This window comes from Paraburkholderia sp. BCC1885, from assembly GCF_900996235.1.
Classification (GTDB): domain Bacteria; phylum Pseudomonadota; class Gammaproteobacteria; order Burkholderiales; family Burkholderiaceae; genus Paraburkholderia.
The window spans coordinates 400,091-423,566 of the sequence record NZ_CAAJGM010000111.1 but is presented as its reverse complement, the minus strand read 5'-3'; the positions used below and the strand labels follow the sequence as shown (position 1 = coordinate 423,566).

Here is a 23,476-nt window from a genome sequence, read left to right as displayed (position 1 = left end):
GGGGTTTGCGAAAGTGGGACTGACCATATTCGGGATCGTGGTGTTCGTCACTGGACTGGTGGCGCTCTACACGTCGCATCGCACCGCGATTTACGCAATCGTGGTGTATTCGCTGTTCGGCTGCGCGCTGGCGCTGTCGCTGGGCAGTGTCGGCGTCATGCCGGCACAACTCTTTCTCGGCTTTTTCGCGCTGCGGGCTTTTAACCTCGCGGGCGGGAAAAAACTCGGAGAGGCGTTCGCGCTCGACAAACCGGGCTTCTGGCTATTGTGTAATTGCATATGGGGGGCGGCCGGGGCCATCCTGCTGCCGCGCCTGCTGAGCGGTTCGACCCTCGTGTTTCCGGTCGATCGCGGGGGCGCCGCGGATTCCGGCCTGCTGCTGTTGCAGCCGCTCGGACCCGTCTCCGGAAATTTGTCGCAATCGGTCTATTGCGTCAGTGATGTGGTGGTGTACTGCTGCATGTATGCGTTCCTCAAATATCGCGGCTCATACCGGACGCTCGCGGGCGCTTTTTTTCTGCTCACTTTGCTCGACGTCATCGCTGGGGTGGTCGATATCGCTTCGCACGCGGTCGGCCTCGACGTCCTGTCGATCTTCAAGACCGCGCAGTTCTCCATGCTTAGCGGTGTCGAACTGGACGGCCTGGTGCGTATCAGCGGAACCTTCAGCGAGACTTCCGCGTATGCAGCCTTCACGCTGCCGCTCTTTGTGTTTTGCCTCAACCTCTGGCTGGTCGGCTATCGTCCCCGGCTAGCTGGCGCGCTTGCGGTGGCGGCGGGCGTGCTGCTGTTGCTGAGCACGTCGGGGACCGCGTTCGTCGGGCTGGGAGGATACCTGGCGGTATTGCTGTTCAGCAAGCCCGGCCTTATTTCAAGCTCGGCCGTCGCGCGCAAGCGGCGCATGTGGACCATCTCCGTTTGCATGGGGGTATTGGCAACGATCTACGCCATTCTTTTTATGCCCGCAGTGGTGAACGTGCTTTCAGGGTTTTTCGACAGCGTGGTGCTGAGCAAGGCCGGCAGTTCATCCGGCGTTGAACGGATGAGCTGGAATACGCAGGGCATAACCAATTTCTTCGATACCTATGGAATCGGCGTTGGCCTCGGCAGCATTCGCGCATCGAGCTTCCTCGTCGTGTTGCTGGCCAATCTTGGCGTGGTGGGCGTGGTCTGCTTCGGGATGTTCGTTGCCCGCTCCGTGCTGGTGCCAGTATCCGCCGATTACCCATTCGACGAGCGCGCTGTCTCCTATGCGGCGCGGCATTACATGATTTCGACCCTGATCTGCGCTTCGGCTTCGGCCGGGGTGTTCGAACTTGGTTCGTTGTTCTATCTATCGGCAGCGGCCGTGGGGGCGCTGTCGGTACGCGTACCGAAGCGCGCGCCGAAACGTGAGGAGTGGCTTGCCAGGGGCGCTCATGAATAAGATCCGGATGCCGTTGTCGAAGATCGAGCTGCTGGCGGTTTACCTTTCCTATGCTTTTCGCTATCTCTACCCGTTGATTCTGGTGCCGTATTACGGAAGAGTGCTCGGTACCGGCGGATATGGCGTGGTGTTGGCGGGGATGTCGCTCGGCAACACCATCTGGATGTTCGTGGGCTATGGATTTTCGACCGTCGGATCGAGAGACATCGTTCACACCGAAAACGATAGCGAACGCGATCCGATTTTTCGCGAGCAGTTCACAGCGAGGCTGTTGCTGTGCATTCCGGGCCTGATCATCGGGGCGCTGGCGGCGGCCAAGTCGCAGCTCTTGTCCCACGTGCCGGGCGCCGGCATTCTGGTGGTCGCCGGCGGCATGCTGGCAGCCTTCAACCTGGGCTGGTATTTCACGGCTACCGGACGGGCCCAGACGAGTGTGCTGATTGAAGTGCTGGGATTCCTGCTTTCGTCTGCCCTGATATTCACCATTATTCGCAAGCCGCAAGACATCGATCTGGTTTTTCCCTTGACGTTTTTGTCCAGCCTGGTTCAGTCGCTGCTGGCTTATTGGGTTGTTCGAAAAGAGTTCTCCGGGGTCATCTCGCATCTGCGCAAGGCGGTCGATGTGATCAAGCGCTCGACCACCATCTTCATCTACGGTGGAACCTCGATGCTGCTGATCGGCGCATCGGCCTACATGCTGTCTCTGCTGGCAGCGCCGTCCGAGGTGAGCGCCTTCGGCGTGCCGGAACGGCTGATCGGCGCCGCATTGAGCCTGATGGGGCCCGCCGGCCAGATTCTGGTGCCCAAGGTCATGTATCTGGTCGGTCGCAACAACGCCCGCGCCAATCTGATCGCCCGACGGATTTTTGTCGTGTTCTTTCTGGGCGCGGTGGTCGGCGTGATCGTCACGAGATCGCTTTCCGGATGGATCGTGCCGCTGGTATTCGGGCCGGAATTCAGCCGCGCGGTGCCCGTCCTGAACTTCATGGTGCTGGTTCTGCCGGTCAGTGTCTGTACGCAGATATTGGGCGTGTACTTCCTGATTCCACGCAAACTGGAGCGGGTGCTGGTGCGTTGCGGGATCATCGGCGCCTTGGTGAATGTGGCGGCGGCCATACCGTTAGCCAAATATTTCGGCGCCATGGGAATGGCCGAGGCTCGGGTGCTGGGCGAGGTTTCATTGCTGGCCATGCTGATGATCGGCGTCTGGCGGGCCGGGCTGGTGCGGGAAATTCTTGGAATCGGCGAAGAATTCTCGTTGCATACGAGATTCGGTCGATGGCTCGAATAACGGCCCGCATGGTTCGTTGATCGATATGGCATCGCCTGATTTACGGTTTCGGGAGTCCATCATGTCGCCTGATCAGCCGCTGGTTTCCTCCGCAGAACCTTTTCCGGGGCGACTGGAAGAGGCTGGCATCTTCCCGCTCCCGACACCCCCTGCCACAGCGGAGGCGGGCACCGGCGCCGGCGCGGACGCGACGAGCCGGCCCGTGGCGGCGGCCGCGCGCGTGGCCTTTCTCGACACATTGCGCTTTATTGCCGCCGGCGCCGTGCTGTTTCAGCATGTGGTCGAGAAGACCGGAAAATTTGGTCAATGGGCCGTCGCCATGTTGTCGCCGGGGGTGTTCGGCGTGGTCCTGTTCTTCGTCGTCAGCGGCTTCGTCATTCCCATGGCGGCGGGGCGCCGGTTTGATTTGAAGACCTTCGTCATCCGGCGCGTTTTTCGCATTTATCCTCTGGTGCTGGTGGCCTTTGCACTCATGGCGCTGCTCGGCTACGGCACGAATCTCGCCGACTTCTCCGCGGTGAAGTCCGCCACCTTGCATGACTGGCTGGCCAATCTCCTGCTGGCCCAGGATTATCTGGGCGCGACACCGCTGCTGGGCGTGACCTGGACGCTCAGCATCGAGTTCGCCTGGTACGCCATCTTCGCACTTGGGCTGTTGACGTTCGGCCGTCGTTTCGATGACAGGCTCGTCGTCATCGCGCCGCTGGTGCAACTGGCCCTGGTGGTCGTTTCTCTTCTGCTGGGACATCGCCTGCCACTCGCCCGGATCGGCATGATCTACGTGGCGATCCTGGGTTGCCGGGCATTCCATGCTCAAAATGGTCAACTGGGGCTACGGCGGCTTTGCATCGATACCGGTGTCTTTATCGTCACCATGGCGATTTCGAACATCGTCTCCTTTGGCTACTACCGCCATCCCAACATAACCATGAATGAAGCGCTTTTTCCATGGCTGGCGGCGCCCATTCTGTTCATGCTGGTCGCGGGCATTGCGCGTGTGCGTCAGTCGCCGCTCGTCACCAATCGCGTCACCGGATGGCTAGGCAGCATCAGTTTCTCGACCTATCTCCTGCATCCGCTTGCCATGGGTCTCGCGAGTGCGCTGGTGCCGTCGAGCCTCTTTTCCGCAACCTGTGTCCTGCTAACGCTGGTTCTCTCCGTGGCGGGATACCGGTGGGTTGAACTACCCGGGCAGGCATTGGGAAAACGGGTCGTCGCCAGGCTGAAATAAGCCGGACGGCGGTACGCATCCCCCGAACGCGCGAACGCTTGCGGCATGAGCGACGGCGAACATTCGTCACGGCGAACATCTGCAACACTCAGGGGCGTATGGATTGCACGGTGTGGCTGGTCAATCCCGCCATGTAAATGAGTGATACAAAGGAATCCTGATGATTTCGGATAAGCTGACCGTCGCGGATTGCCCGATTGAGACAGCCTCCGTCGAATCGGCGGAAAACGCACGGACCTCTTTTTCACAGAGCGGGCGCGAGTCGCGGCAATCTGCGATGAATGTCTATGTCCACCTCGCGGTCGACAAAGACGCCGTGGAATGGAGCAGAAAGCGGGAGTCCGGCGACCTGGTCGGTATCAACGATCCGACGCCCTATGGATATGGGCGCGCCCAGGAGATGGGCTGCCGCGTGACATTCTCGAAGTCGGGCCGGGAAAACAGGCTCCAGAAACTGTTCCGTCTCGGCTGGCGGGCGATTCTGGGCGCCGACGTGGTTCACGCCTGGCGTAACCGTACCGCCATCCTGAACTCGGATATCGTCTGGACCCACACCGAGTCGCAATATCTTGCCGTCGCGATGGTGGGACGGCTTCTCGGCAAACGGGTCAGGATAATTGGCCAATCTGTCTGGCTGATCGATAGCTGGGACGCGCTCAGTTTGCCTAAAAAGGCCCTGTTTCGATGGCTCGTTGCGCGGGTCGACGTACTGACGTTTCACTCCCCGGAAAATTACGCGCGTGCGAAAGCACTGTTTCCTGCCGCGAATATCAGGTTGGTGAAATTCGGCATTCCGGCGGAGACGAAGCAGGCGCCGCTCGAGCGCCCGCGCGGCGAGGTCGTCAGTATCCTCGCGCTTGGCAACGACCGTCATCGCGACTGGAAAACCTTGGTGGACGCGGTGAGCGGCATGCCGAACTACAGGCTGAAAATTCTTTCGGGTTCGGTCCCGAAGGGGCTCGTCAAGAACCGGGAAAATATTGAAGTGGTCCGTGCGCGCAGCAATGACGAGTTACGCAAGGCGTTCGACGATGCGACGCTGGTTTGTGTCCCCCTCAAGAAAAATCTTCACGCAAGCGGTATCACCGTGATTCAGGAGGCCGTGCTGTCCGGGGTGCCGGTTGTGGCAACGGACATCGGCGGCGTCTCGGCGTATTTTTCTACCGACGAAATCCGCTATGTACCCGCCGGCGACCCTGAAGCGCTGCGCGCCGCCTTCGAGGAAATCTCCCGCGACCCGGCGCAGGCGCTTGAGCGGGCCTCGCGCGCTCAAGCCCGTATGTCGGAGCGGGGCGATATCGGCGCGCAAACCTATATCCGGCAGCATGTGGAGTTGAGTCACGAGATCCTGCAGTGGGGCGGCTCGTGAGGGCCGCGCTGTTGCTCGTCGTTCTGGCCGTCATGCATGGCACAGCCTTCGGGCGCGGGGAGTCGTTGGATATCTGCCGGTATCGGCTGGTGTTTTCCGAGGATTTTCACGATTTCAGTATCGCCTCCCGGGCATTGGGTAACGGCCGCTGGACGGCACACACGCCGTGGAACGGCGATTTCGGCGATGCCTCGTTCAGCGACCCGGGTCCGGGCGGCCCCTTCTCGGTAGTCGACGGGGAATTGCACATCACGGCAAGCCGCTCCGCATCCGGACAATGGAAGTCCGGCCTGATGGCGGCAGCCGACGAAAGCGGACGGGGGGAGGGTGTCCAGTATGGATACTTCGAGGCGAAGATGCGGATGCCTCCCGGACCGGGTACGTGGCCGGCATTCTGGCTATCGAGCCTCAAACCGGTCAGCGAGAAATTGCCGGGCGTTGAAGTCGACGTGATCGAGTATTACGGGCACGACGACACGAACTACATGTCCGCGTTGCATGTCTGGTATCCGCAGGGGCAGCAGGACCGGTCGCAACACGCCACCACGCCCATTCAGGTTCCACATGGGTCGCTCGTCGGTGCGTACCACACCTACGGCGTGCTGGTCGAGCCAACCAGGATGACGTGGTTTCTGGATCGCGTCGCGGTCTGGGAGAGGCCGACGCCTCCCGAGCATCAATTCCCGCTTTATCCGATGGTCGATCTTGCGCTGGGATCCGGCTATCCGATTTCGGACACGCCGAACCCATCGGTGCTCAAAGTGAAATACGTCAGGGTCTACGCGCCGGGTCATCCGGCGTCATGCGCCCGGGATTAGCCCGGCCCGTAAGTCCGCAAGGGCGTGCGAAAACCATGGGCGTGCGAACACGCATGCCGCGCGAGCGCGGAAATTGCGTGCGGTAAACAGCAGTGCCGTTTCTGCCGCGCCGATATCGTGCGTCTTACATGTTCGTGATATCGCAACGGCTGACTGCACACGATCGCGCCCGGCTACGGCATGCGACGAGATTGATCGCCAACGATGTCAATGACGGATTCGAGTATCAACGCGGATAACCATGTCCAGGAAAATGAGCCAGCTATCACCTAGCAATGAACCGAAAGTTTGCGTGATCTTCGCCACGCGCGGCCGCGCCGAACTGCTCAGGCACGTTGTCGAATGCGTCGATCTGCAGACGGTAAAGCCGCACCTGATCATCATCTCGTGCGTATCGGACGAGGACGCGGGCAGCCTGACGACTCGGCCCGGCCTGCTCCTGATCAAGGGAAAGCCCGGCAGTTCCGCGCAACGTAATACGGCATTGGACCACGTACCGGCCGACTTCGACGTCGTGATTTTCCTCGACGACGATTTCCTCATGCACAAAACCTGGATCGCCGAAATTCTCAGGGCAATGAATAGCGATCCCTCCATTGCCGGCATTACCGGAACGGTACTCGCGGATGGCATTCACGGGCCGGGTTATTCCTACGAAGAGGGATGTGCCATCCTGGCAAGAGTGAACGATCTCCCGGAAACGCTGGTCGCCGTGACGACCGGCGGCCCTTACGGCTGCAACATGGCGTTTCGCGCCAGCAGCATTGCCGGGGTTCGCTTCGACGAGCGCCTCGTTCTCTACGGCTGGCAGGAGGATCGTGATTTCGGCGGCCAGATCCGCAATCGCGGATGCCGCATCGTGCGCATCAATACCGCGCTCGGCGTGCACCTGGGCGTCAAGCGGGGCAGGGTGTCCGGGCGCAAGCTCGGCTATTCGCAGGTCATCAATCCGCTCTATCTGGTCAGAAAGAAGACCATGCCTTTGCGCGATGCGCTCGATCATGTGGCGCGCAACGTCGCGAGCAATATTGTGCGCAGCATCGCGCCGGAGCCTTGGGTCGATCGCCGTGGGCGTTTGAGCGGCAATCTGATCGGCTTTTGGGATTTCGTGCGCGGCAGGCTGACGCCCGAACGCGCTGAAAAGTTATGAACGCGCCGCGATCCGCGTGTGGCGGGAACAGCGGGATGCCGGGACAGGTGTTGCGGTATGTATAAGACAATAGCATTCAACGGCAAATTTTTCGGGGCGGCGCTAACCGGTGTGCACAGGGTTGCCGAGCAGATCATCGCCGCCACCGATGCCTTGATTACCCAGCAGTCCGGTAATGAATCGGACTATGCAATCGTGATCAGGAATAACGTCAAGGTGCCGTCGTACCACAACATCACCTGTGTCGAGGAGAATCCGCTGGTCCGCAGGATTCCGAAGATGGCGTGGGAGCAATTGTATTTTCCGCTGGCCCGCAGAAAGGACTTCATTCTCAACCTGTGCAATCTCGGCCCGCTGTTCCATCGCAACTCCGCGACGATGATCCATGACGCGCAGGTGTATTCGACGCCGGAGTCCTATTCGCTATCGTTCAGGCTGCGCTACAAATTCATCTTTTTTTTTATTGGCAGGCGACACAGGATAATCTTTACGGTATCGGAGTTCTCCAAAAAAGAACTGGTGCGTTATGGCGTTGCGAGCGCCGACAAGATCGTAGTAGTCCATAATGGTTGCGACCATGTCTTGCAGGTACGGCCTGACGAGACGCTGCTCGCGAGCCTGAACCTCAGGCCGGCGCGCTATGTGCTGGCGCTCGCAAACACCCAGAAGCACAAGAATATTGCTGTCCTGCTGCAGGCGTTCGCCCGACCAGAGCTCAAGGACGAAGTCCTTGTGCTGTTCGGTGGCGCCACCCAGGCTGATTTTGAAAATCTGGGCCATGTCGTGCCGCCTAATGTGCGGTTCACCGGCCGGATTACGGATTCGCAACTCGTGGGCTTGATGGTCAACGCCGGCGCGCTTGCCTTCCCATCGTTGACCGAAGGGTTTGGTTTGCCGCCACTGGAAGCCATGGCGCTGGGCTGCCCGGTGGTGGCGGCTCCGCTGGGTGCGCTGCCCGAGGTTTGCGGCGACGCCGCGCTCTATGCGGACCCTTTCAGCCCACAGGCGTGGAGTGCCAGGATCCACACGGCGCTCGACGACGAAGCGGCGCGTCGTACCCTGATAGGCAACGGGCGTCGCCAGGCGAGTCTCTTTACGTGGGAACGGGCGGCGCGCAACCTCTCCGAGGCCATGAACGCCCTGACCTGAAGCGCCTGCAATTTCGCGTAAGACAGCTTGCGCGTGACACGGCCGTGCCGGAATGGGGCAGCGCGCCGGAAGTACACAATCGTATTGACGTTAAACGCGGTTTGCCGAGAGGGAAACCGAGGAGGCTATCTGGAGCAGCGAATGTCTATCGATGTCGATTTCTCACTGGCGCTGAACGATCGTACCGGCAAGCTGTTTTTAGGTAGAGACATCATTTCATCGCTCGGCAGCAGAATCGCCAAGGTCCGCTACGGGCGATTTCAGGCCTACCCGCACAACGATTTCATGCGTCGCGTCGTGGGGCGCCTGACCCACACGGAAACCGTCGCAAGGGTAAGCGGCTCTCCGCTGGTCACATGGTTGCCGGCAATCCGCCATCCCCGTGCCACCCTGCATCTGGACCCGCTGAGCGTCGTGCGTCATCGCCTGGAGGCGAGGGATATCGTGCTCTGCCATGACGTCGGCCCGATTACGCATCCCCAATACTTTGCCGCGGGGGTGGGCGAGATGTACAGGCAGGCTTATGACGAGATCCGGCGCGTCAAGCCGCACATGGTATTCGTCAGCAAGACGTCCCAGCGGGAATTTCATCGGCTGTACGGCGAAGGGTTTGCTTCATCGGAGGTCATCTACATTCCGACCCGGTTGGGTATCACGGAGGGAGAAGGGCGTCCGGTGGAGGGGCTTGATGCCCCTTTTCTCCTGACGGTGGGAAGTATCGGCGACCGTAAGAACCAGGCCGCCTGTATCGAGGCCTTCGCGGCAAGCGGGCTCGCCCAGCGCGGCTGGCGCTATGCGATTGCCGGCGGCCGCGAACCCGGCGCCGATACCGCTATCCAGCTGGCGCGGCAAACCCCGGGCGTCGTGATGCCGGGATATACCGGCGATGACGAGCTTCGCTGGCTGTACCGCCATGCGTCCGGCTTTGTGTTGATGAGCCTTTTGGAAGGATTCGGAATGCCGGTTATCGAGGCCATCGAGCATGATCTGCCATGCCTTGTGTCCCGTTCCAGCATCTTGACCGAGGTCGGCGGCGAGGCCATGCTCGACGCCGATCCACTGGATCGGGAGTCGATCGCCGCCGGTATGCGCAAGCTAGCGGAAATGCAGGACAACGAACGGTTCCGCAGAATTTCCCAGGCCCGCGCACATTTGCTGAATTTTGCTCGCGAGCCGATCTTTGCCAGTTGGAGAGCGCTGGTCGAGAGAATTGCCTGAAGCACGGCATGGCGTCGCACGCGCGGCTCGTTCATTGCAGAACCGGCTGCGCGCTGGCGGCAAAACTCGGTTGCAGAAAGCCGATAGCCTCGGCATCGGTGATCGGTTTGAGCTTCAGTCCGAACGCGGCGTTCAGGGCGATGACGAGGTGCTGCGTCCAAAGCATATTCCAGACGACCCCGGCATGGCCGTCGGAAAGAACGGCGTTGTGCGGATCGTCGCCGGACGTGTTGGTGATGGCCCAGCCGGGCGACAGATGCACCGTTCTGTAGAGCGGACGCCCCTGCTCATCGCGCGTGCCCCACACGCTCCTGAACCAGGCGCGATCGTCGAGAAAGGCAACCCGGCGATCCGTCGCGGCCAGCTTGCGCAAGCCATTGTCGAAAAGATCGAGGCCCGCGTCGAGATTGGCCATGGCTTTCGCGGATCGCCAATTGTCGAAATTGCCCGACCAGTTCGCGTCGTTGGGCACGCCCACCAGCACGATATGGGTGTCCGGATGCCTGTTGCGAATCAGGGCGACCGCCGCGCCGATTTCGCCGAGACAGGCGTTGATCAGGGCAGCAGGCCGCGCCGCATGCGGATCGCGCGACATCTCGTCGAGCACACCATCCGCCCCAATATCGTTGACGCCGATCCGGATCAGCACGACGCCGCCTCTCCAGGCTTCGGGCTCGGTGTCCATCAGGCTGACGAGACGGATCGCCTCGCGCAGCGGATGCTGCATCAACTGGCCGCAAGTGGCGCCGCTGACGGCAAAATTGTAGCGGTAGTCGTCTTTGGGAGGCGTTCGCACAGGAAGGCCGGCCGCCTCGTCGAAGTAGGCGCGAAACTTTCCGGTCCCCCAGGTTCCCCACTCGCCGAGATCGATCTGGTTGCCGCGCAGCCGCGCCAGAATCTCGGTCCACTGCCAGGTGGTAGCGCGCCGGTTGCCGCCTCGCATGCCCGGTTCATTCGACGACTGCGTGTCATGGTAGGACTGGCTGTCGGAATCTCCGAGCACGGCGAACCGCAACCTGCCGGAGAGCACGGCCGAGCCGGTCTCGACGGCGGCCGGCGGGCGACGGTTCAGGTAGGGCACGGCAAGCCGGCCAAACACCAGCCCGGCCACCGTCAACATGCCGCAAGCCGCGACCAGCAGCACGGTACGGAGAAGGGACCGGGCCCTGGTGCGCCTAGGCTTCGGCATGGCTCACGAACGTAGCCGGGCTCGCGTGCTCGCCGGGACGGGCGGGTGCGTCGGCAGCCTCGCCGCCGACGAGGCGCTCACGCAGTTGTTTCGCGATGACGGCGGCGCCGGCCGCGCGGAAGATCTGGTCGTGCAGGCCGGGAACGTCGGTGACGACCAGCTTGCCCGTCACCACCGGACGCCATCCCAGTTCTCGCGCGAACAGACGCCCGTTGAGCACCTGAGCACTGCGAAAGATCTGCACGTCGCCGTCATAGGACGCAGGCCGGTAGCGCGCCTGCTGAGCCAGCGCATAGTCGATGTACCAGCGATTCTCGGAAACGATGTGTTCCGAAGCATTTCCCTTGATCAGGCCGAGCTTGTGCGCGAGGTCCGCAATGCCGAGCCAGCGGACCAGCCGATACTGTTTCAGGAAGGTGACCATGGATAGCTCGCCGCGCATGGCCTTGCGGAAATCGCGCGGAATGTTGTCCGCGCGCACCTGCATCTGGCGCAACTGCTGATCGTACCAAGGCATCGATTCGCGATAACCCGGGCACCAGGAATCGTTGAGGACGACGAGCTCCACCGTTTCACCTTCGCGCCGCAGCTGATGGGCGGCCTCAAGCGCCAGCGAACCCAGCACACAGTGTCCCATCAGGATATACGGGCCGCGGGGCCGCGCCAGCCTGATCAGCCGCACGGCGTCCGCAGCAATGTCCTGGAAAGCCCGCTGCGGGAATTCGCGCGGCGGGCCGTCCGGTACCATCGGAATGTCGATAATGGGCCGCTCGGCGCCGATCTGCCGGGCCAGTTCATAGAACACGGCCGTATTGTTGAGCACGATGATGGGCTTGCCTCGCGCGTCCTCGTTGAAGCGCACGATATTGCGCGCTCTCGCCGCCAGTTCGGCCTGGCTCATGAAACCGCTCACGCCGACACCTGCCACGGCTGCGGCGACTGCTGCGACGTGGGCCGCCTCGCGCCCGGGCGTGGGTTCGGATGTCAGCGGCGGTTTCGCATCGATCTCGACGGTCTCCAGCATGTCGCGCCAGTTGGCCAGATGCCGGTCGATCGTCTCGATGTCATAGAGATCCGTGTCGCCTTCGCAGGAAATGCGCCAGCCATCCGGGCGCCGCACCATGAAGAAGTTGAGGTCGTAGAGCGCGCCTGCATTGAACGAGGGCGAAGTCGTCGCGGCGAAATCCGCGCGGCGAACCTCGTCGCCCATGCCGACAAAGCTCTGTTGCAGCGCGAAGTTGACCGAGCAGAGCGGCGGCCGATCCATGTCGGACGATTCGCCTGCCATCTGCATCATCTCTTCGAACGGCAGGTGCAGATGCTCGATGGCGTCGCTCAGCTTGGCGCCGCATTGCGCGGTGACGGCGGCCATGTTGCTGCCGTCGGGCACATCGAGGCGCAGGATCACCGTGTTGATGAGCGGTCCGACCACGCCTTCGAGTTCCTGCTGATCGCGCACCGACATCTGCGTGCCAAGGATCACCTTGCTCTGGCCGGCCGTTCCAGCCGCCGCGCGCAGCGCCAGCGCGAGGCCCGCGGCTGCCACGCTGAACAGGGTCACGCCCTGGGCCTTGGCGGCGGCAATCAGACGCTCGCTCAGCGCCCCGGGCAACAGCATGGAGCGAATCGCGCCGTGGAAACGCCGCTGCGGCGGCCGCGGACGATCGCCCGGAACGTCGAAGCGGCTGAAGTCCGCGAGCTCACGGCGCCAATGGGCGCGAGCGGGATCGAGCGCGCCGCTGGCGAGGAACTCTTCCTTCCACAGCGCGTAGTCGCCATGGTGCAGCTCGGCCTCGGGGAAGGCGAAATCATCGCCGGCATGTAGCGCCGCCAGTCCTTCCACGAGTTCACGCACGAGGATCCCGAAGGACCAGCCGTCCATCACCAGCGAATGGAAGGTCAGCTGCAATTCGCCTTGAGTGGCCGACCTCGGCAGCCACACCGCCCGGAAAAATGAAGGTGACGACAGCGCGAAAGGCGTGCGAGCCTGAAGTCCGCCCACCCGCTCGGCTTCGGCAAGGGCGGCCTTTTCTTCGAGACCGCCGAGATCGACCACGTCGAGCCGAAAGGGCGCGTCGCTCCAGACCTGCTGGCGCAGTCCCGCTCCCGTCATCAGGAAGCCGGTACGCAATATCTCGTGCCGCGCGACCAGTTCGCACAGCACCCGCTCGATACTCACGGCATGAAGCGGTCCCGACAATTGCAGCCGGAAGGCGATGTTGAGGGCAGAGGCCTTCGGCGACGCCCGCTGTTCATCCCAGCAACGGACCTGACAGGCCGTCGCCGGAAACAGGGCGTAGCGGGTCTCGATCTCGTGAGCAGGGGCGATCTTCAAGGCTATTGCGTTCATCGGTCAGATTCCCTGTGCAGTTCTGCGCTTGAAGCTGAGGATCGACGGCCGGGTCGCGGCAGACGCTTCCACCGGCGCGGTCGACTCGTTGCCGTCGAGGCTCGCGGCCAGTTCGGCGATCGTGACGTTCTTCATGAGTTGGCGCGCATCCACGCCGAGGCCGCGCTCGTTCATCCGCGCGACGATGCGGAACAGTTGCAGGCTGTCCGCGCCTAGGCTGAAGAACTGCTGGTCGATGCCGACCTGCTGGAGGCCGAGTACGTCTGCCCAGATCGCGGCGATGCTGGCCTCGGTCGGCGTCATGGAGGCGGGTTCTTCGGCCACGGCCGGTTCAGTTGCAACGGCTTCGTCTGCCGTCGCTTCGTCTGCAATGGCTTCGTCAGCAATGGTTTCGTCAGCGGCCGCTTCGGCCGGCAGGGACGGCAGCGGAACCACCTTCAGCGCGGCGTGAGGCTGACGCACCGGAGCCGGCATCGCCACCATGTCGGCGGTCGGCACGGGCAGGGCTTTGCGATCGAGCTTGCCATTGCTGGTCTGCGGCAGCGCGTCGAGCGTCATCCACAAAGTCGGCACCATGTAGGACGGCAACTGTCCGGCGACATGCGCCGCGACGCTTGCCTGGTCGGCCTTGTCGATGGCCGTCTCGACGAGATAGCCCGCGAGGCGCGGATTGCCGTCGACGACATGCAAGGCGACGGCGGCCGCGGCCACGCCGGGCGCCTTGCGCAAGGCCGCCTCGATGTCCTCGATCTCGATGCGAAAGCCGCGCAGCTTGATCTGCTGGTCGCGCCGGCCGAGGTGTTGCAGCGAGCCGTCGGCAAGCCGCTTCGCAAGGTCGCCGGTGCGGTACAGGCGGCGCGGCGCGGCGCCTTCGATGGCCACCGTCCTGAATGCGGCATCGGTGAGATCGGGGCGGTTGAAATAGCCTTTCGCGAGGCCCTCGCCGCCGATCCACAGCTCGCCGCTCACGCCTTGCGGCGCGAGTCGCAGGTCGTCGGTCAGCACGTGCAGGTCGGTATTGGCGAGCGGCGCGCCGATCACCACCGGCCCGTTCGCGACGACACGCGCGGCGGCGGACCAGATGGTCGTTTCGGTCGGGCCATAGAGATTCCATACCTGCGCGCCGGTTGCCAGCAGCGCGTCGGCGAGATCGCGCGGCAGGGCCTCACCGCCGCACAGAATCTTGAACTCTTTCGGCGCCTTGAAGCCGGCCTCCAGCAACATGCGCCAGAGCGACGGCGTCGCCTGCAACACGGTGGCGGCTTCTTCCTTCAGCCGGGTCACCAGCTCGAAACCGGTGCGCACTTCTTCATGCCCGGCGATAAAGGTCTGGCCGCCGGTGACGAGCGGCAGGAATAGCTCGAGGCCGGAAATATCGAAAGAGAACGTAGTAACCGCGACGATGCGGTCGCGCGCCGTAAAGCCCGGCGTTTGTGCCATCGACAACAGGAAGTTGCTCAGGGCGCGATGGCCGATTTCCACGCCTTTGGGTTGACCCGTCGAGCCCGACGTGAAGATCACGTAGGCCGAATCGGCATCCGACACGACAGGCAGCGCCACGGCTTCGTCGTCGCTGTCCTCGTCGATGCGGCCTGACGCGAGCAGCGTCTCCAGCTCCAGTACCCGGTGCTCGCCCGCTTCCAGCACCGCGCGGCTTGCCGCGTCGCTGAGGATCGCGGCGAGTTCTGCACCATCGAGAATCTGACGCAGGCGTGCGGGCGGCATCGTCATGTCGAGAGGCACGTAGGCGCAGCCGGCCCGCCATACGCCGAGCATGGCGGCGACGGTCATCGCGGTGCGGTCCATCGCGATGGCGACGCGTTCGCGCGGCGCGATGCCCGCCGCCACCAGCGCACGCGCGATCAGGTCGGCGCGCGCATCGAGCTCGCCATATGCGAGGCTCGACGTCGCGTCGGAGACGGCCGTCGTATCGGGCGTGCGGCGCGCCTGCGCGGCGATCAGCGCCGGGGTGGTCTGCGAGAGATCGTAGTCGCGCTGCGAATCGTTCAGCGCGTCGCGAAGGTGATGGATCTCGCTTTCGTTGAGCAACGGCAGGGCCGCGACCGGCGTTTCGGCGTCGCGGGCGATCGCCGTCAGCAGGGTTTCGTAGCAGCCGAGCCAGCGCTGTACGGTGGTCTCGTCATAGACGTCGGTGTTGAAGTCGCAATCGAGACGCAGGCCCTGGGCCGATTCGATGACGTTCAAAAACAGGTCGAAATTGCTGTAGGCCTTCGGGTTCGGCGTGAAGCGCGTGGCGACGCCGGCCATGTCGAGCAATTCGTCGACCTTCTCCAGATTGAACTGCAGATCGGTGAGCGGCAATCGGTTGAAGTCGCGCTTGACGCCGAGATCGCGCACCAGCGCGCCATAGGTGTAGTTCTGCCGGTCGCTGGCATCGAAGACGTGATCGCGCACCGCCTTCATATGCACGGCGAACGGTTTGTCGCGCTCGAAGCGCACGCGCAAGGGCAGAAAGTTGACGCAATGCCCAACCAGCAGCGCCTCGCCGGCTTGCGTCTGGCCGGCCATCGGCGCGGCAATGACGACGTCGTCATTGCCGGAGAGCCGCCCGAACAGCACCTGGGCCGCGCCGAACAGGGTGGCGAACAGCGAGCAGCCCTGCTTCGATGAAGCGGTCTTGACCTGCTTGAGCAGAGCGGCATTCAACTGACGGGTCGTCGAGGCGCCGCGGAAACTCTTGAGCGCCGGGCGCGGACGGTCGCCGGGCAAATCGAGTTGCGGCGCCGGGTCGCGATGGAGGTTGAGCCAGAATTCGCGTGTCTCCTGGTCGACGCCGGCTTCGTCCTGGGCCTTGGCGAACGCGAGGAAGCTCTGCACCTCGTCCAGTTCGGGCGCCTTGCCCGAGATGCCGGCCGCGTACAGGGCGCCCAGATCGCGCAGCACGATGTTGATCGACCAGCCGTCGCAGATGATGTGATGGGCGGTGAACACGAAGGCCCACTTCTGCGCTTCGAGCCGCACCAGCGCGGCGCTCACCAGCGGAGCGCGGGTCAGATCGAAGACCTCGCGCGCTTCGGCATCGATGAGGGCCTGGAGTTCGCCGGCTGCATCGGGATGGCCCGAGAGGTCGATTTTTTCCAGCGGGACGGTGGTGTCCGCATCCGCAAACATTTTGTCGCCGACGCGCGAGAAGTGCGCGCGCAAGGCATCGTGGCGCGCAATCGTCGCCGCGAAAGCGCGTTCGAACACGGCCTCATTCAGATGACCTGTCAGTTCGAGCGTGAAGGATTCGTTGAACGCGAGCGAGGCTTCGTTGCCCAGTTGGGCCGACATCCAGATTTCCTTCTGCGGTTCGGTGAGCGCGGACTGGGTCAGCGGTTGCGGTTCAGCGGGCGGCGTGACGGGAAGAGCCTGCTGCGTGCCGGCCAGGATGCCGACGCTTTGGAGTGCTGAAATGCTGGCGACGAAGGCATCGCCGATCTTGCGGACGTCCTCATCCGAATGGCTGGTTGTCAGGAAGCAGGGGAAGCCTTCCATGATGTGAATGCCGAGGTAGCGCATATAGGCATAGAACAGGCTGCCCAGCCGGTCTTCGCCAGCAAAGCTGATATAGAACCAGCTCGAGAACGACTCCGCCCGCGTGGCGATGCCGGCTTTCTCCAGATGCGCATTGATGCGTTGAACCAGACCGTCCATGCGTGAGCCGAGCGTTTCCTGCAGCGCCGGGCCGGCTTGTTGCAGATGCAGAAGCACGGCTTTCATCGCGGCCAGCACCACCGGATGACGCACGAACGTGCCGGCGAAGAAGGTCGGTGGGACTTCGGGCACCGAGGCGTCGCCGAATTGCCATTGGCCGCCGTCGAGCGCGTCCATGTATTGCGCGCTGCCGGCCAGCACGCCCACCGGCAGGCCGCCGCCGACCACCTTGCCATAGGTCGCCATGTCGCCCTTGATGCCCCAATAGCCCTGCATGCCGGCCGGATGGACGCGAAAGCCCGTCACCACCTCGTCGACGATCAGGGCGGATTCGTTGGCCGCGGTAAGCTCGCGCAACTGCTGGACGAATTCCTTCGGCCGCAGATTGGGATGGCGCGACTGCACCGGCTCGATCAGCACGGCGGCGATGTCGTCGATATTGGCCCTGATCCATTCGAGGCTTTCGGCGCGCGCATAAGGCAGCACCACCATGTTGCCGACGGCGCTCTGCGGGATGCCCGGCGCGAGCGGGAACGCGCGCGGCACACCGGCTTCGCTGCCCGGCTTGACGAGGACTTCGTCGAACTGGCCGTGATAGTCGCCGTCGAAGCAGACGACTTTTTCCTTGCCGGTGACGGTGCGCGCGAGGCGCATCGCCGCCATCACGGCTTCAGAGCCGGTGTTGCAGAAGGTGACGCGCTGATGCCCGGTCATCTCGGCGAACATCTGGGCGACCTCGCCTGCGAGCGGCGATTGCGGTCCGATGGCAAAGCCTTCCGCCATCTGCGCGTTGACCGCTTCCACGACGAAGTCCGGCGTATGGCCGAAGGCGGTCTGGCCGTAGCCGTTGACCACGTCGATGTATTCGTTACCGTCGACGTCCCAGATTTTCGAACCCTTGGAGCGTTGGGCGACGATCGGATAGACGAGTTCTTTCCATTCCTCGCGAAAGCCGCTGGCGGTGCGCGGATCGGCGAGCACGGCACGATAGGACTGCGTGCGGCTCTTGGACCCGGCGGTTTTTGCCGAGTAGCGCGCCGACAGGTCGGCGATGAACGCGGTCTGCGCCTCGGTGATCTGCGCCGAGCTGGATGCGCCCGGCTTGTAGGCGGTGAAACGTGTCGGGCGGTTTTCTTCGAACTTGATCTCGGGGACGGTGGGCCGCGCGCTGCTCGCGACCGCTGCGGCTGCGGCTGGCTTCGGAGCCACGGCGGGGATGGCGGGTACGGCAGGCGTCGGGACGGGCGCGGCGCTCGCGCCGACGGTCTGCGCGAGCGCCAGCGGCGCGCCTTGCAGCAGATCGAGCTGACGCGACATCAGCGACTGCATTGCCGCGAGCTGATCGCGGAACACCGATTGAATCTCGCCGGTAGCCGGCGCCGCGACTGCGAACGGCGCGGCCGTTGCCGCAACGGCGACCGTAGCCGCCGCATCGGGCGCAGCCATTGCCGTCATGGCAGCGGGCATGGTAACCGGCGCGGCATCGACGGCGGCCGCAGCCACGGCCGGTTCGGCCTGCGGTTCCGGGTCGGGCGGCAAGGCGCCGTCGAGGAACTGTGCGAGGGCAGGCAGCGTCGGATAGTCGCTCATGATCTGCCGGAAGCTGATCGTGACGTCGTAGCGGCGGCGCAGTTGGCGCGATACCTGTCCCATGAACAGCGAGTCGTAACCGAGGTCCCAGAAGGTCACGTCCGGATTGGACGTGTCCGGCGCTTCGCCGGACATCTCGGCGAGCAGTGACGCCAGTTCGGCAATGAGACGCGGTTTGCGGTCGATTTGGACGGTTTGAGTCATGGCGGTCTGGGCAATAACGGTGATGGCGTGCGACGAGGCGGGCGCGGCAAGCGCCGCCGCGGCCTTCGTCGTCGTGTTGTTTGGGGAAACGGCGGCGGGGGCGTCGATCCAGTGCCGCTCCGGTTCGAACGGATAGGTCGGCAGCGAAATCCGGCGCGCGGCTTCGGACTGAACGGCCTTCCAGTCCGGCGTGAGCCCGTTCAGCCACAGCCGCCCGGTTGCTTCGGCGAGGACCGCAAGCTCGCGCTCACGCAGCGCGAAATCGGGCAGCGAAGCAAGCGCAGCCTGATAGCGGTCCTTGGGCAGTCCTTGCGCGGCGAAGGTCGAGAGCGTGCGGCCCGGGCCAATTTCGAGCAGCAGGGGCTTGCCTTCGAGCTTGCCCGCTTCGGTCACCGTGGCCAGCGCGTCGCCGAAACGAACCACATTGCGGCAATGACTGGCCCAGTAGCGTCCCGTCACCGGTTGATCCATTGCGGCCCACTGGCCGGTCACCGAGGACACATACGGGATCTTCGGCCGGGCGAAAGACAGGCCATCCGCCAGTGTGGCGAGGTCTTCGACGACGCCGGCCATCATGCGCGAGTGGAAAGCATGCGAGGTATGCAGCCGCCGATGCTCGATATCGCCCGCTTTGAGTGTGGCCTCGAAGGCTTCGATGGCCGCGAAGGGGCCCGCCACGACGCTCAACGACGGCGCATTGAGGGCGGCCAGGTCGACGTCGCCAGGCAGCAGGGGCGCGAGTTCGGCCTCGGATAGACGCACCACCAGCATCGCGCCCGGTTCGGCCGACTGCATCAGCGCGCCACGCTTCGCGATCAGATACAGCGCGTCGTCGAAGCCGATCGCCTCGGCCACGCAGGCCGCGACCAACTCGCCAACGCTATGGCCGATCATCGCCGCCGGCTTGACGCCGCGCGCGATCCAGAGTTGCGCCAGCGCGTATTCGAGCAGGAACAGGGCGGGCTGCGCGTAGAGGGTCGAGCGGATCGGATGCGGGGTGTCCTCGCCGTGCGGAATCTCGCTGAACAGCAGGGTACGGATGTCGAGTCCGAGATGCGGCGCCAGCACCTCGGCGCCCTTATCGATCCACTGACGATAGACCGGTTCGGTGCGATACAGCGCTTCGCCCATGCCCGGATACTGCGCGCCCTGGCCGGGGAACATGAAGACGACGGCGGGCGTGCTGTTGGCGGCCTGATCGGGAGCCTGTGCTTCGAGCGCGCCTTTTTGCAGCCTGGCCCGGGCCTCGCCGAGGCTATCGGCGACGACGATGGCCCGATGCGCGAAGTCGCGGCGTCCGGTTTGCAGCGTCGCGGCTACGTCGGCGAGTGCGAGGCCGGGATGGGTCGCCAGATGCGCGGCGAGATTGGCCTTGGCGCGTTCGAGCGCGGCTGGGCTCCTTGCCGAGAGCGGCAGGATCTGCAATTGCTCTTGCGGCGCGGCCTGCGCCTCGTCCACGACGTCGTTACGGCGGGGCGCTTCTTCCAGCACCACGTGGACGTTGGTCCCACCGACGCCGAAGGAGCTTACACCCGCCCGACGCGGCACCGGACCCTCGGCCCACGGGCGCGCGGTCTCGTTGAAGAAGAACGGGCTGCTGGATGGGTCGATGCCAGGATTGGGCGCACGGAAATGCAGGAGCGGCGGCAAGACCCGCTCACGCAAGGCGAGCGTGGCGGCGATGAAGCCCGTCACGCCGGCGGCCGCATCGAGGTGTCCGACATTCGCCTTCGCCGAGCCGAGCGCGCAGAACTGGCCGCCTTCCACGCCGCCCAGGCGAAACGCCTGCACAAGACCGGCGAACTCGATGGGGTCGCCGAGCGGCGTCGCCGTGCCGTGGGCTTCGACATAGCCCACCGAGGCCGGATCGATGCCCGCTTCGGCGTGGGCGATGGCGATGGCGCGGGCCTGTGCATCGACGCTAGGTGCCGTGAAACCGACCTTGCCGGAGCCGTCGTTGTTGATGCCGACGCCGCGGATGACGGCATAGATCGGGTCGCCGTCGGCGATGGCGTCGTCGAGCCGTTTCAGCAACACCACGCCGGCGCCGCTGCCGAACACCGTGCCCCTGGCCTCGGCGTCGAACGGGCGGCACACGCCGTCGGGGGCGCCCATGCCGCCTTCCTCGTAGAAATAGCCGCGCTTTTGCGGGAAGGTAACCGAGACACCGCCGGCCAGCGCCATGTCGCAGCGTCCCGAGCGCAGGTTCTCGACGGCGAGACTGATCGCGGTCAGCGAGGTCGAGCACGCCGTCTGTACCGAGATGGCCGGTCCGTTCAGGCCGAGCTTGTAGGCGGTGCGGGTGGCGACGAAATCGCCGGCGCCGACCAGCTTCTGGTACTCGCCGATCTGGAACTGGCTGGTGAATTCGTTGATGACGCCACGGTCGGTCAGGACATGCTTGAGGAAGTAGGTATTCATCGAGGTGCCGGCGAACACCCCAACCGCGCCGGCGATTTTCGCCGGATCGTAACCGGCGTCTTCGAATGCCTCCCAGGCGATTTCGAGGAACAGGCGCTGCTGCGGATCGGTCAGCGCCGCCTCGCGCGCCAGCATGCCGAAAAAGCCGGCGTCGAAGCGGTCGACGTCGGCGAGGATCGGGCGTGCCTTGACATAACGATCTTCGCGGCGGGCGGCGTCGTCGAAACTGTCTTCCAGTTCCGCCACGTCGAAACGCGTGACGCAGTCGCGCCCGGCGACGATGTTGGCCCACAGTTCGGCCACGTTGCGCGCGCCCGGAAAGCGTCCGGACATGCCGATGACGGCGACGTCCGCGCCTTGCACGTCGCGGCGCGGGCGAATGGCTTCATGCCTGGTCGTTCCCAGCGTGGCGAGCAGATGCGTGGCCAATGCCTCGACATTCGGATGGCGGAACAGATCCACCAGCGCCACCTTGGCCGCCACGTCGCGCGCGATGATGGCGTGGGCTCGCATCAGATCGAGCGAGCGCAGTCCCAGGTCGAAGAAGTTCGCGCGGCGCTCGACGGGGCCGCCGAGCAGCCCCTCGAATACCGCCGCCAGCTTGCCGGCGATGTCGTCGCCGGCCGGCCCGCTTGCGGCCGGTGTGGCAGCCGGCGTGGCGAGTCCTTCCAGCAGGGCTTTGCGGTTGACCTTACCGTTCGGCGTGAGCGGAAAGTCCGGCAGGACGCGCAATTCCGCCGGCATCATGTAGTGCGGCAAGGCGGCCTTGAGATGGGCGCGCAGTCGATCGAGGAAAATTCCGGCGGCCGCTGCCTCGGCCTTCACGAAGCCGGCGATGGACTTACCGTTGCGGCCTTCGAACGCCGCCACGGCCGCATCGGCGACGCCGGGCGCCGCGCGCAGGGCATGCTCGATTTCATCGAGTTCGATGCGTTTGCCGGCGATCTTGATCTGCCGGTCGTTGCGGCCAAGAAAATCGATGGCGCCGTCCGCGCGTCGGCGCACCAGGTCGCCGGTGCGATAGAGGCTGGCGCCGGGCTTGAAGACGTCGTCGACGAACTTCTGCGCCGTCAGTTCCGGGCGATTGAGGTAGCCGAGCGCGACGCCGTCGCCGCCCACGACGAGTTCGCCCACTTCGCCGTCGCCAACCGGCACGAGCTGGTCGTCGACGATATACACACTCGTACCCGCGATGGCGTGGCCAATGGGAATCGCCTCGCCATTGAGCAAAGCCGCGCCGTCACGCGGAATGCGGTAGCAGCAGGAGAAGGTCGTGTTCTCGGTCGGGCCGTAGCCGTTGACGACCTGCAGCTCCGCATGCGCCTCCATCACCTTGCGCACATGAACGGGCGACAGCACGTCCCCGCCTGTGAGCACTTCCTTGAGCGGAGCAAAGGCCTCCAGCCGATAGTCGGCGAGCGCATTGAAAAGACCCGCCGTGAACCATGCACTCGTCACGCCGAGTCGGGCCATCTCGCCGGCGATCGTGTCGAGCGAAGGCTGAACTTCGTTGATGATCGCCGCGCATCCGCCGTTCAGGAGCGGGCCCCAGATCTCCAGCGTGCTGGCATCGAAGGCGAGCGGCGCGAGATTGAGAAAGCGCGTTTGCGGCGACAGCTCGGCGAAGCTCTGGCCCTGCACGAGGCGCAGGATCGCGCGGTGCGGCACGATCACGCCTTTCGGTTTGCCGGTCGAGCCGGAGGTGTACATGATGTAGGCGGGGTCGTCGCCGGCGCAGGCCTGCGCCGCAGCGAACCCGGCAGTCTGCGATGCGGCCACCAGATCCGCAAGGTCGACGCTCACGCCGTCCAGCGCGCCGGTGCTTGCAAGCACCGCCGCTTCGGCGACGATGAGCCTGGGTGTGCAATCGGCCACGATGAAATCGAGCTGTGCGCGCGGATAGGCCGGATCGAGCGGCACGTAGACGGCGCCCAGACGCAGGATTGCGAGCATCAACGCGAGCGTGTCGCGGCTGCGCGGGACCATGACGGCGCAACGCTCGCCGCGCTCGAGTCCTTGTTGGGACAGCACGGTGGCAAGCCGCGCCGAGCGCTCGGCGAGGGCGGCATAGGTTTCTTCACCCGTTGAATCGATCGCAGCAAGATGGCTGGCGAACGCCGCGCATGCGTCGTCGAAGCGCGCGACGACCCCGGCCCTATGACCCGTCCCGCTCGGCAAGTCGACGGGGTATTGATCTCTGTGTGACATTTGCCGCTCTCTAATATTTGGATGAAGGCCCTCTACTGAGCTACGCCTCGCCATCAGCGAGCAGCAAGCGCACAAAACGGCGGCCGGTCCCGGCAGGCGCAAGCAGCACGAGGCTGTCCGCGCCGGGTCCGTCTCTCCTCAAGCGCGAATCTGCTGTAAGTCAAAGTTAATCTTTCGCGCTCTGTGTATCCGTTCGCCGTCGCAC

At 64.1% G+C, this 23,476-nt stretch carries 12 protein-coding genes; 8 read left to right on the top strand and 4 right to left on the bottom strand.

Annotated elements, in window-relative coordinates; all coding sequences use genetic code 11:
* The first annotated feature begins 13 nt into the window (after positions 1-13).
* From FQ755_RS10890 to FQ755_RS10870, 5 genes are all read left to right on the top strand, one after another.
* Positions 14-1,426, top strand: a complete 1,413-nt coding sequence (locus FQ755_RS10890) for a hypothetical protein (protein ID WP_260858488.1) — start codon at positions 14-16, stop codon at positions 1,424-1,426.
* Entirely contained in the window at positions 1,419-2,717 is a 1,299-nt protein-coding gene (locus FQ755_RS10885; RefSeq protein ID WP_144153926.1) for an oligosaccharide flippase family protein, read from the top strand. The genes FQ755_RS10890 and FQ755_RS10885 overlap by 8 nt, the downstream gene beginning before the upstream one ends.
* 61 nt (positions 2,718-2,778) lie before the next feature.
* Complete coding sequence (locus FQ755_RS10880) at positions 2,779-3,948, top strand: acyltransferase family protein (protein ID WP_186308483.1); 1,170 nt, start codon at positions 2,779-2,781, stop codon at positions 3,946-3,948.
* Positions 3,949-4,225: 277 nt separating this feature from the next.
* The gene (locus FQ755_RS10875; protein ID WP_144153922.1) at positions 4,226-5,317 is read left to right on the top strand and encodes a glycosyltransferase family 4 protein; all 1,092 of its coding nucleotides are present in this window, start codon (positions 4,226-4,228) and stop codon (positions 5,315-5,317) included.
* Positions 5,302-6,135: a glycoside hydrolase family 16 protein gene (locus FQ755_RS10870; protein WP_260858487.1), complete on the top strand. Its 834-nt coding sequence runs from the start codon at positions 5,302-5,304 to the stop codon at positions 6,133-6,135. Before FQ755_RS10875 ends, FQ755_RS10870 begins: the two co-directional genes overlap by 16 nt.
* A 265-nt stretch (positions 6,136-6,400) precedes the next feature.
* On the opposite strand, the gene FQ755_RS38080 is transcribed toward FQ755_RS10870, so the two are convergent.
* Complete coding sequence (locus tag FQ755_RS38080) at positions 6,401-6,682, bottom strand: hypothetical protein (RefSeq protein ID WP_260858549.1); 282 nt, start codon at positions 6,680-6,682, stop codon at positions 6,401-6,403.
* On the opposite strand from FQ755_RS38080, the gene FQ755_RS10865 reads away from it, so the two are divergent.
* The 3 genes from FQ755_RS10865 to FQ755_RS10855 all read left to right on the top strand — a co-directional run bounded on the left by FQ755_RS10865 (position 6,620) and on the right by FQ755_RS10855 (position 9,652).
* The gene (locus FQ755_RS10865; RefSeq protein ID WP_260858541.1) at positions 6,620-7,285 is read left to right on the top strand and encodes a glycosyltransferase family 2 protein; all 666 of its coding nucleotides are present in this window, start codon (positions 6,620-6,622) and stop codon (positions 7,283-7,285) included. The two genes, FQ755_RS38080 and FQ755_RS10865, sit on opposite strands and share 63 nt — an antisense overlap.
* A gap of 111 nt (positions 7,286-7,396) precedes the next feature.
* The gene (locus FQ755_RS10860; protein ID WP_260858486.1) at positions 7,397-8,434 is read left to right on the top strand and encodes a glycosyltransferase family 4 protein; all 1,038 of its coding nucleotides are present in this window, start codon (positions 7,397-7,399) and stop codon (positions 8,432-8,434) included.
* 141 nt (positions 8,435-8,575) lie between these two features.
* Positions 8,576-9,652, top strand: coding sequence for a glycosyltransferase (locus FQ755_RS10855; protein ID WP_144153918.1), 1,077 nt, complete (start codon positions 8,576-8,578; stop codon positions 9,650-9,652).
* A 31-nt stretch (positions 9,653-9,683) separates the two neighbouring features.
* Here FQ755_RS10855 and FQ755_RS10850 read toward each other — a convergent pair whose 3' ends face one another.
* The 3 genes from FQ755_RS10850 to FQ755_RS10840 are packed head-to-tail and all read right to left on the bottom strand — an operon-like array spanning position 9,684 to position 23,271.
* Positions 9,684-10,772, bottom strand: a complete 1,089-nt coding sequence (locus FQ755_RS10850; protein WP_260858485.1) for an SGNH/GDSL hydrolase family protein — start codon at positions 10,770-10,772, stop codon at positions 9,684-9,686.
* Positions 10,773-10,827: 55 nt separating this feature from the next.
* Positions 10,828-13,191, bottom strand: a complete 2,364-nt coding sequence (locus tag FQ755_RS10845) for a condensation domain-containing protein (RefSeq protein WP_144153914.1) — start codon at positions 13,189-13,191, stop codon at positions 10,828-10,830.
* Positions 13,192-13,194: 3 nt separating this feature from the next.
* On the bottom strand, positions 13,195-23,271 hold the full coding sequence (locus FQ755_RS10840; protein ID WP_144153912.1) for a non-ribosomal peptide synthetase/type I polyketide synthase: 10,077 nt from the start codon (positions 23,269-23,271) through the stop codon (positions 13,195-13,197).
* Positions 23,272-23,476: the final 205 nt, after the last annotated feature.

What these genes read in the sequence shown, in the direction of transcription:
- FQ755_RS10885 (WP_144153926.1), top strand. Translation starts at nt 1,419, where the DNA reads ATGAATAAGATCCGGATGCCGTTGTCGAAGATCGAGCTGCTGGCGGTT.
- FQ755_RS10845 (WP_144153914.1), bottom strand. Translation starts at nt 13,191, where the DNA reads ATGAACGCAATAGCCTTGAAGATCGCCCCTGCTCACGAGATCGAGACC.
- FQ755_RS10875 (WP_144153922.1), top strand. Translation starts at nt 4,226, where the DNA reads ATGAATGTCTATGTCCACCTCGCGGTCGACAAAGACGCCGTGGAATGG.
- FQ755_RS10840 (WP_144153912.1), bottom strand. Translation starts at nt 23,271, where the DNA reads ATGTCACACAGAGATCAATACCCCGTCGACTTGCCGAGCGGGACGGGT.
- FQ755_RS10850 (WP_260858485.1), bottom strand. Translation starts at nt 10,772, where the DNA reads ATGTTGACGGTGGCCGGGCTGGTGTTTGGCCGGCTTGCCGTGCCCTAC.
- FQ755_RS10855 (WP_144153918.1), top strand. Translation starts at nt 8,576, where the DNA reads ATGTCTATCGATGTCGATTTCTCACTGGCGCTGAACGATCGTACCGGC.
- FQ755_RS10880 (WP_186308483.1), top strand. Translation starts at nt 2,779, where the DNA reads ATGTCGCCTGATCAGCCGCTGGTTTCCTCCGCAGAACCTTTTCCGGGG.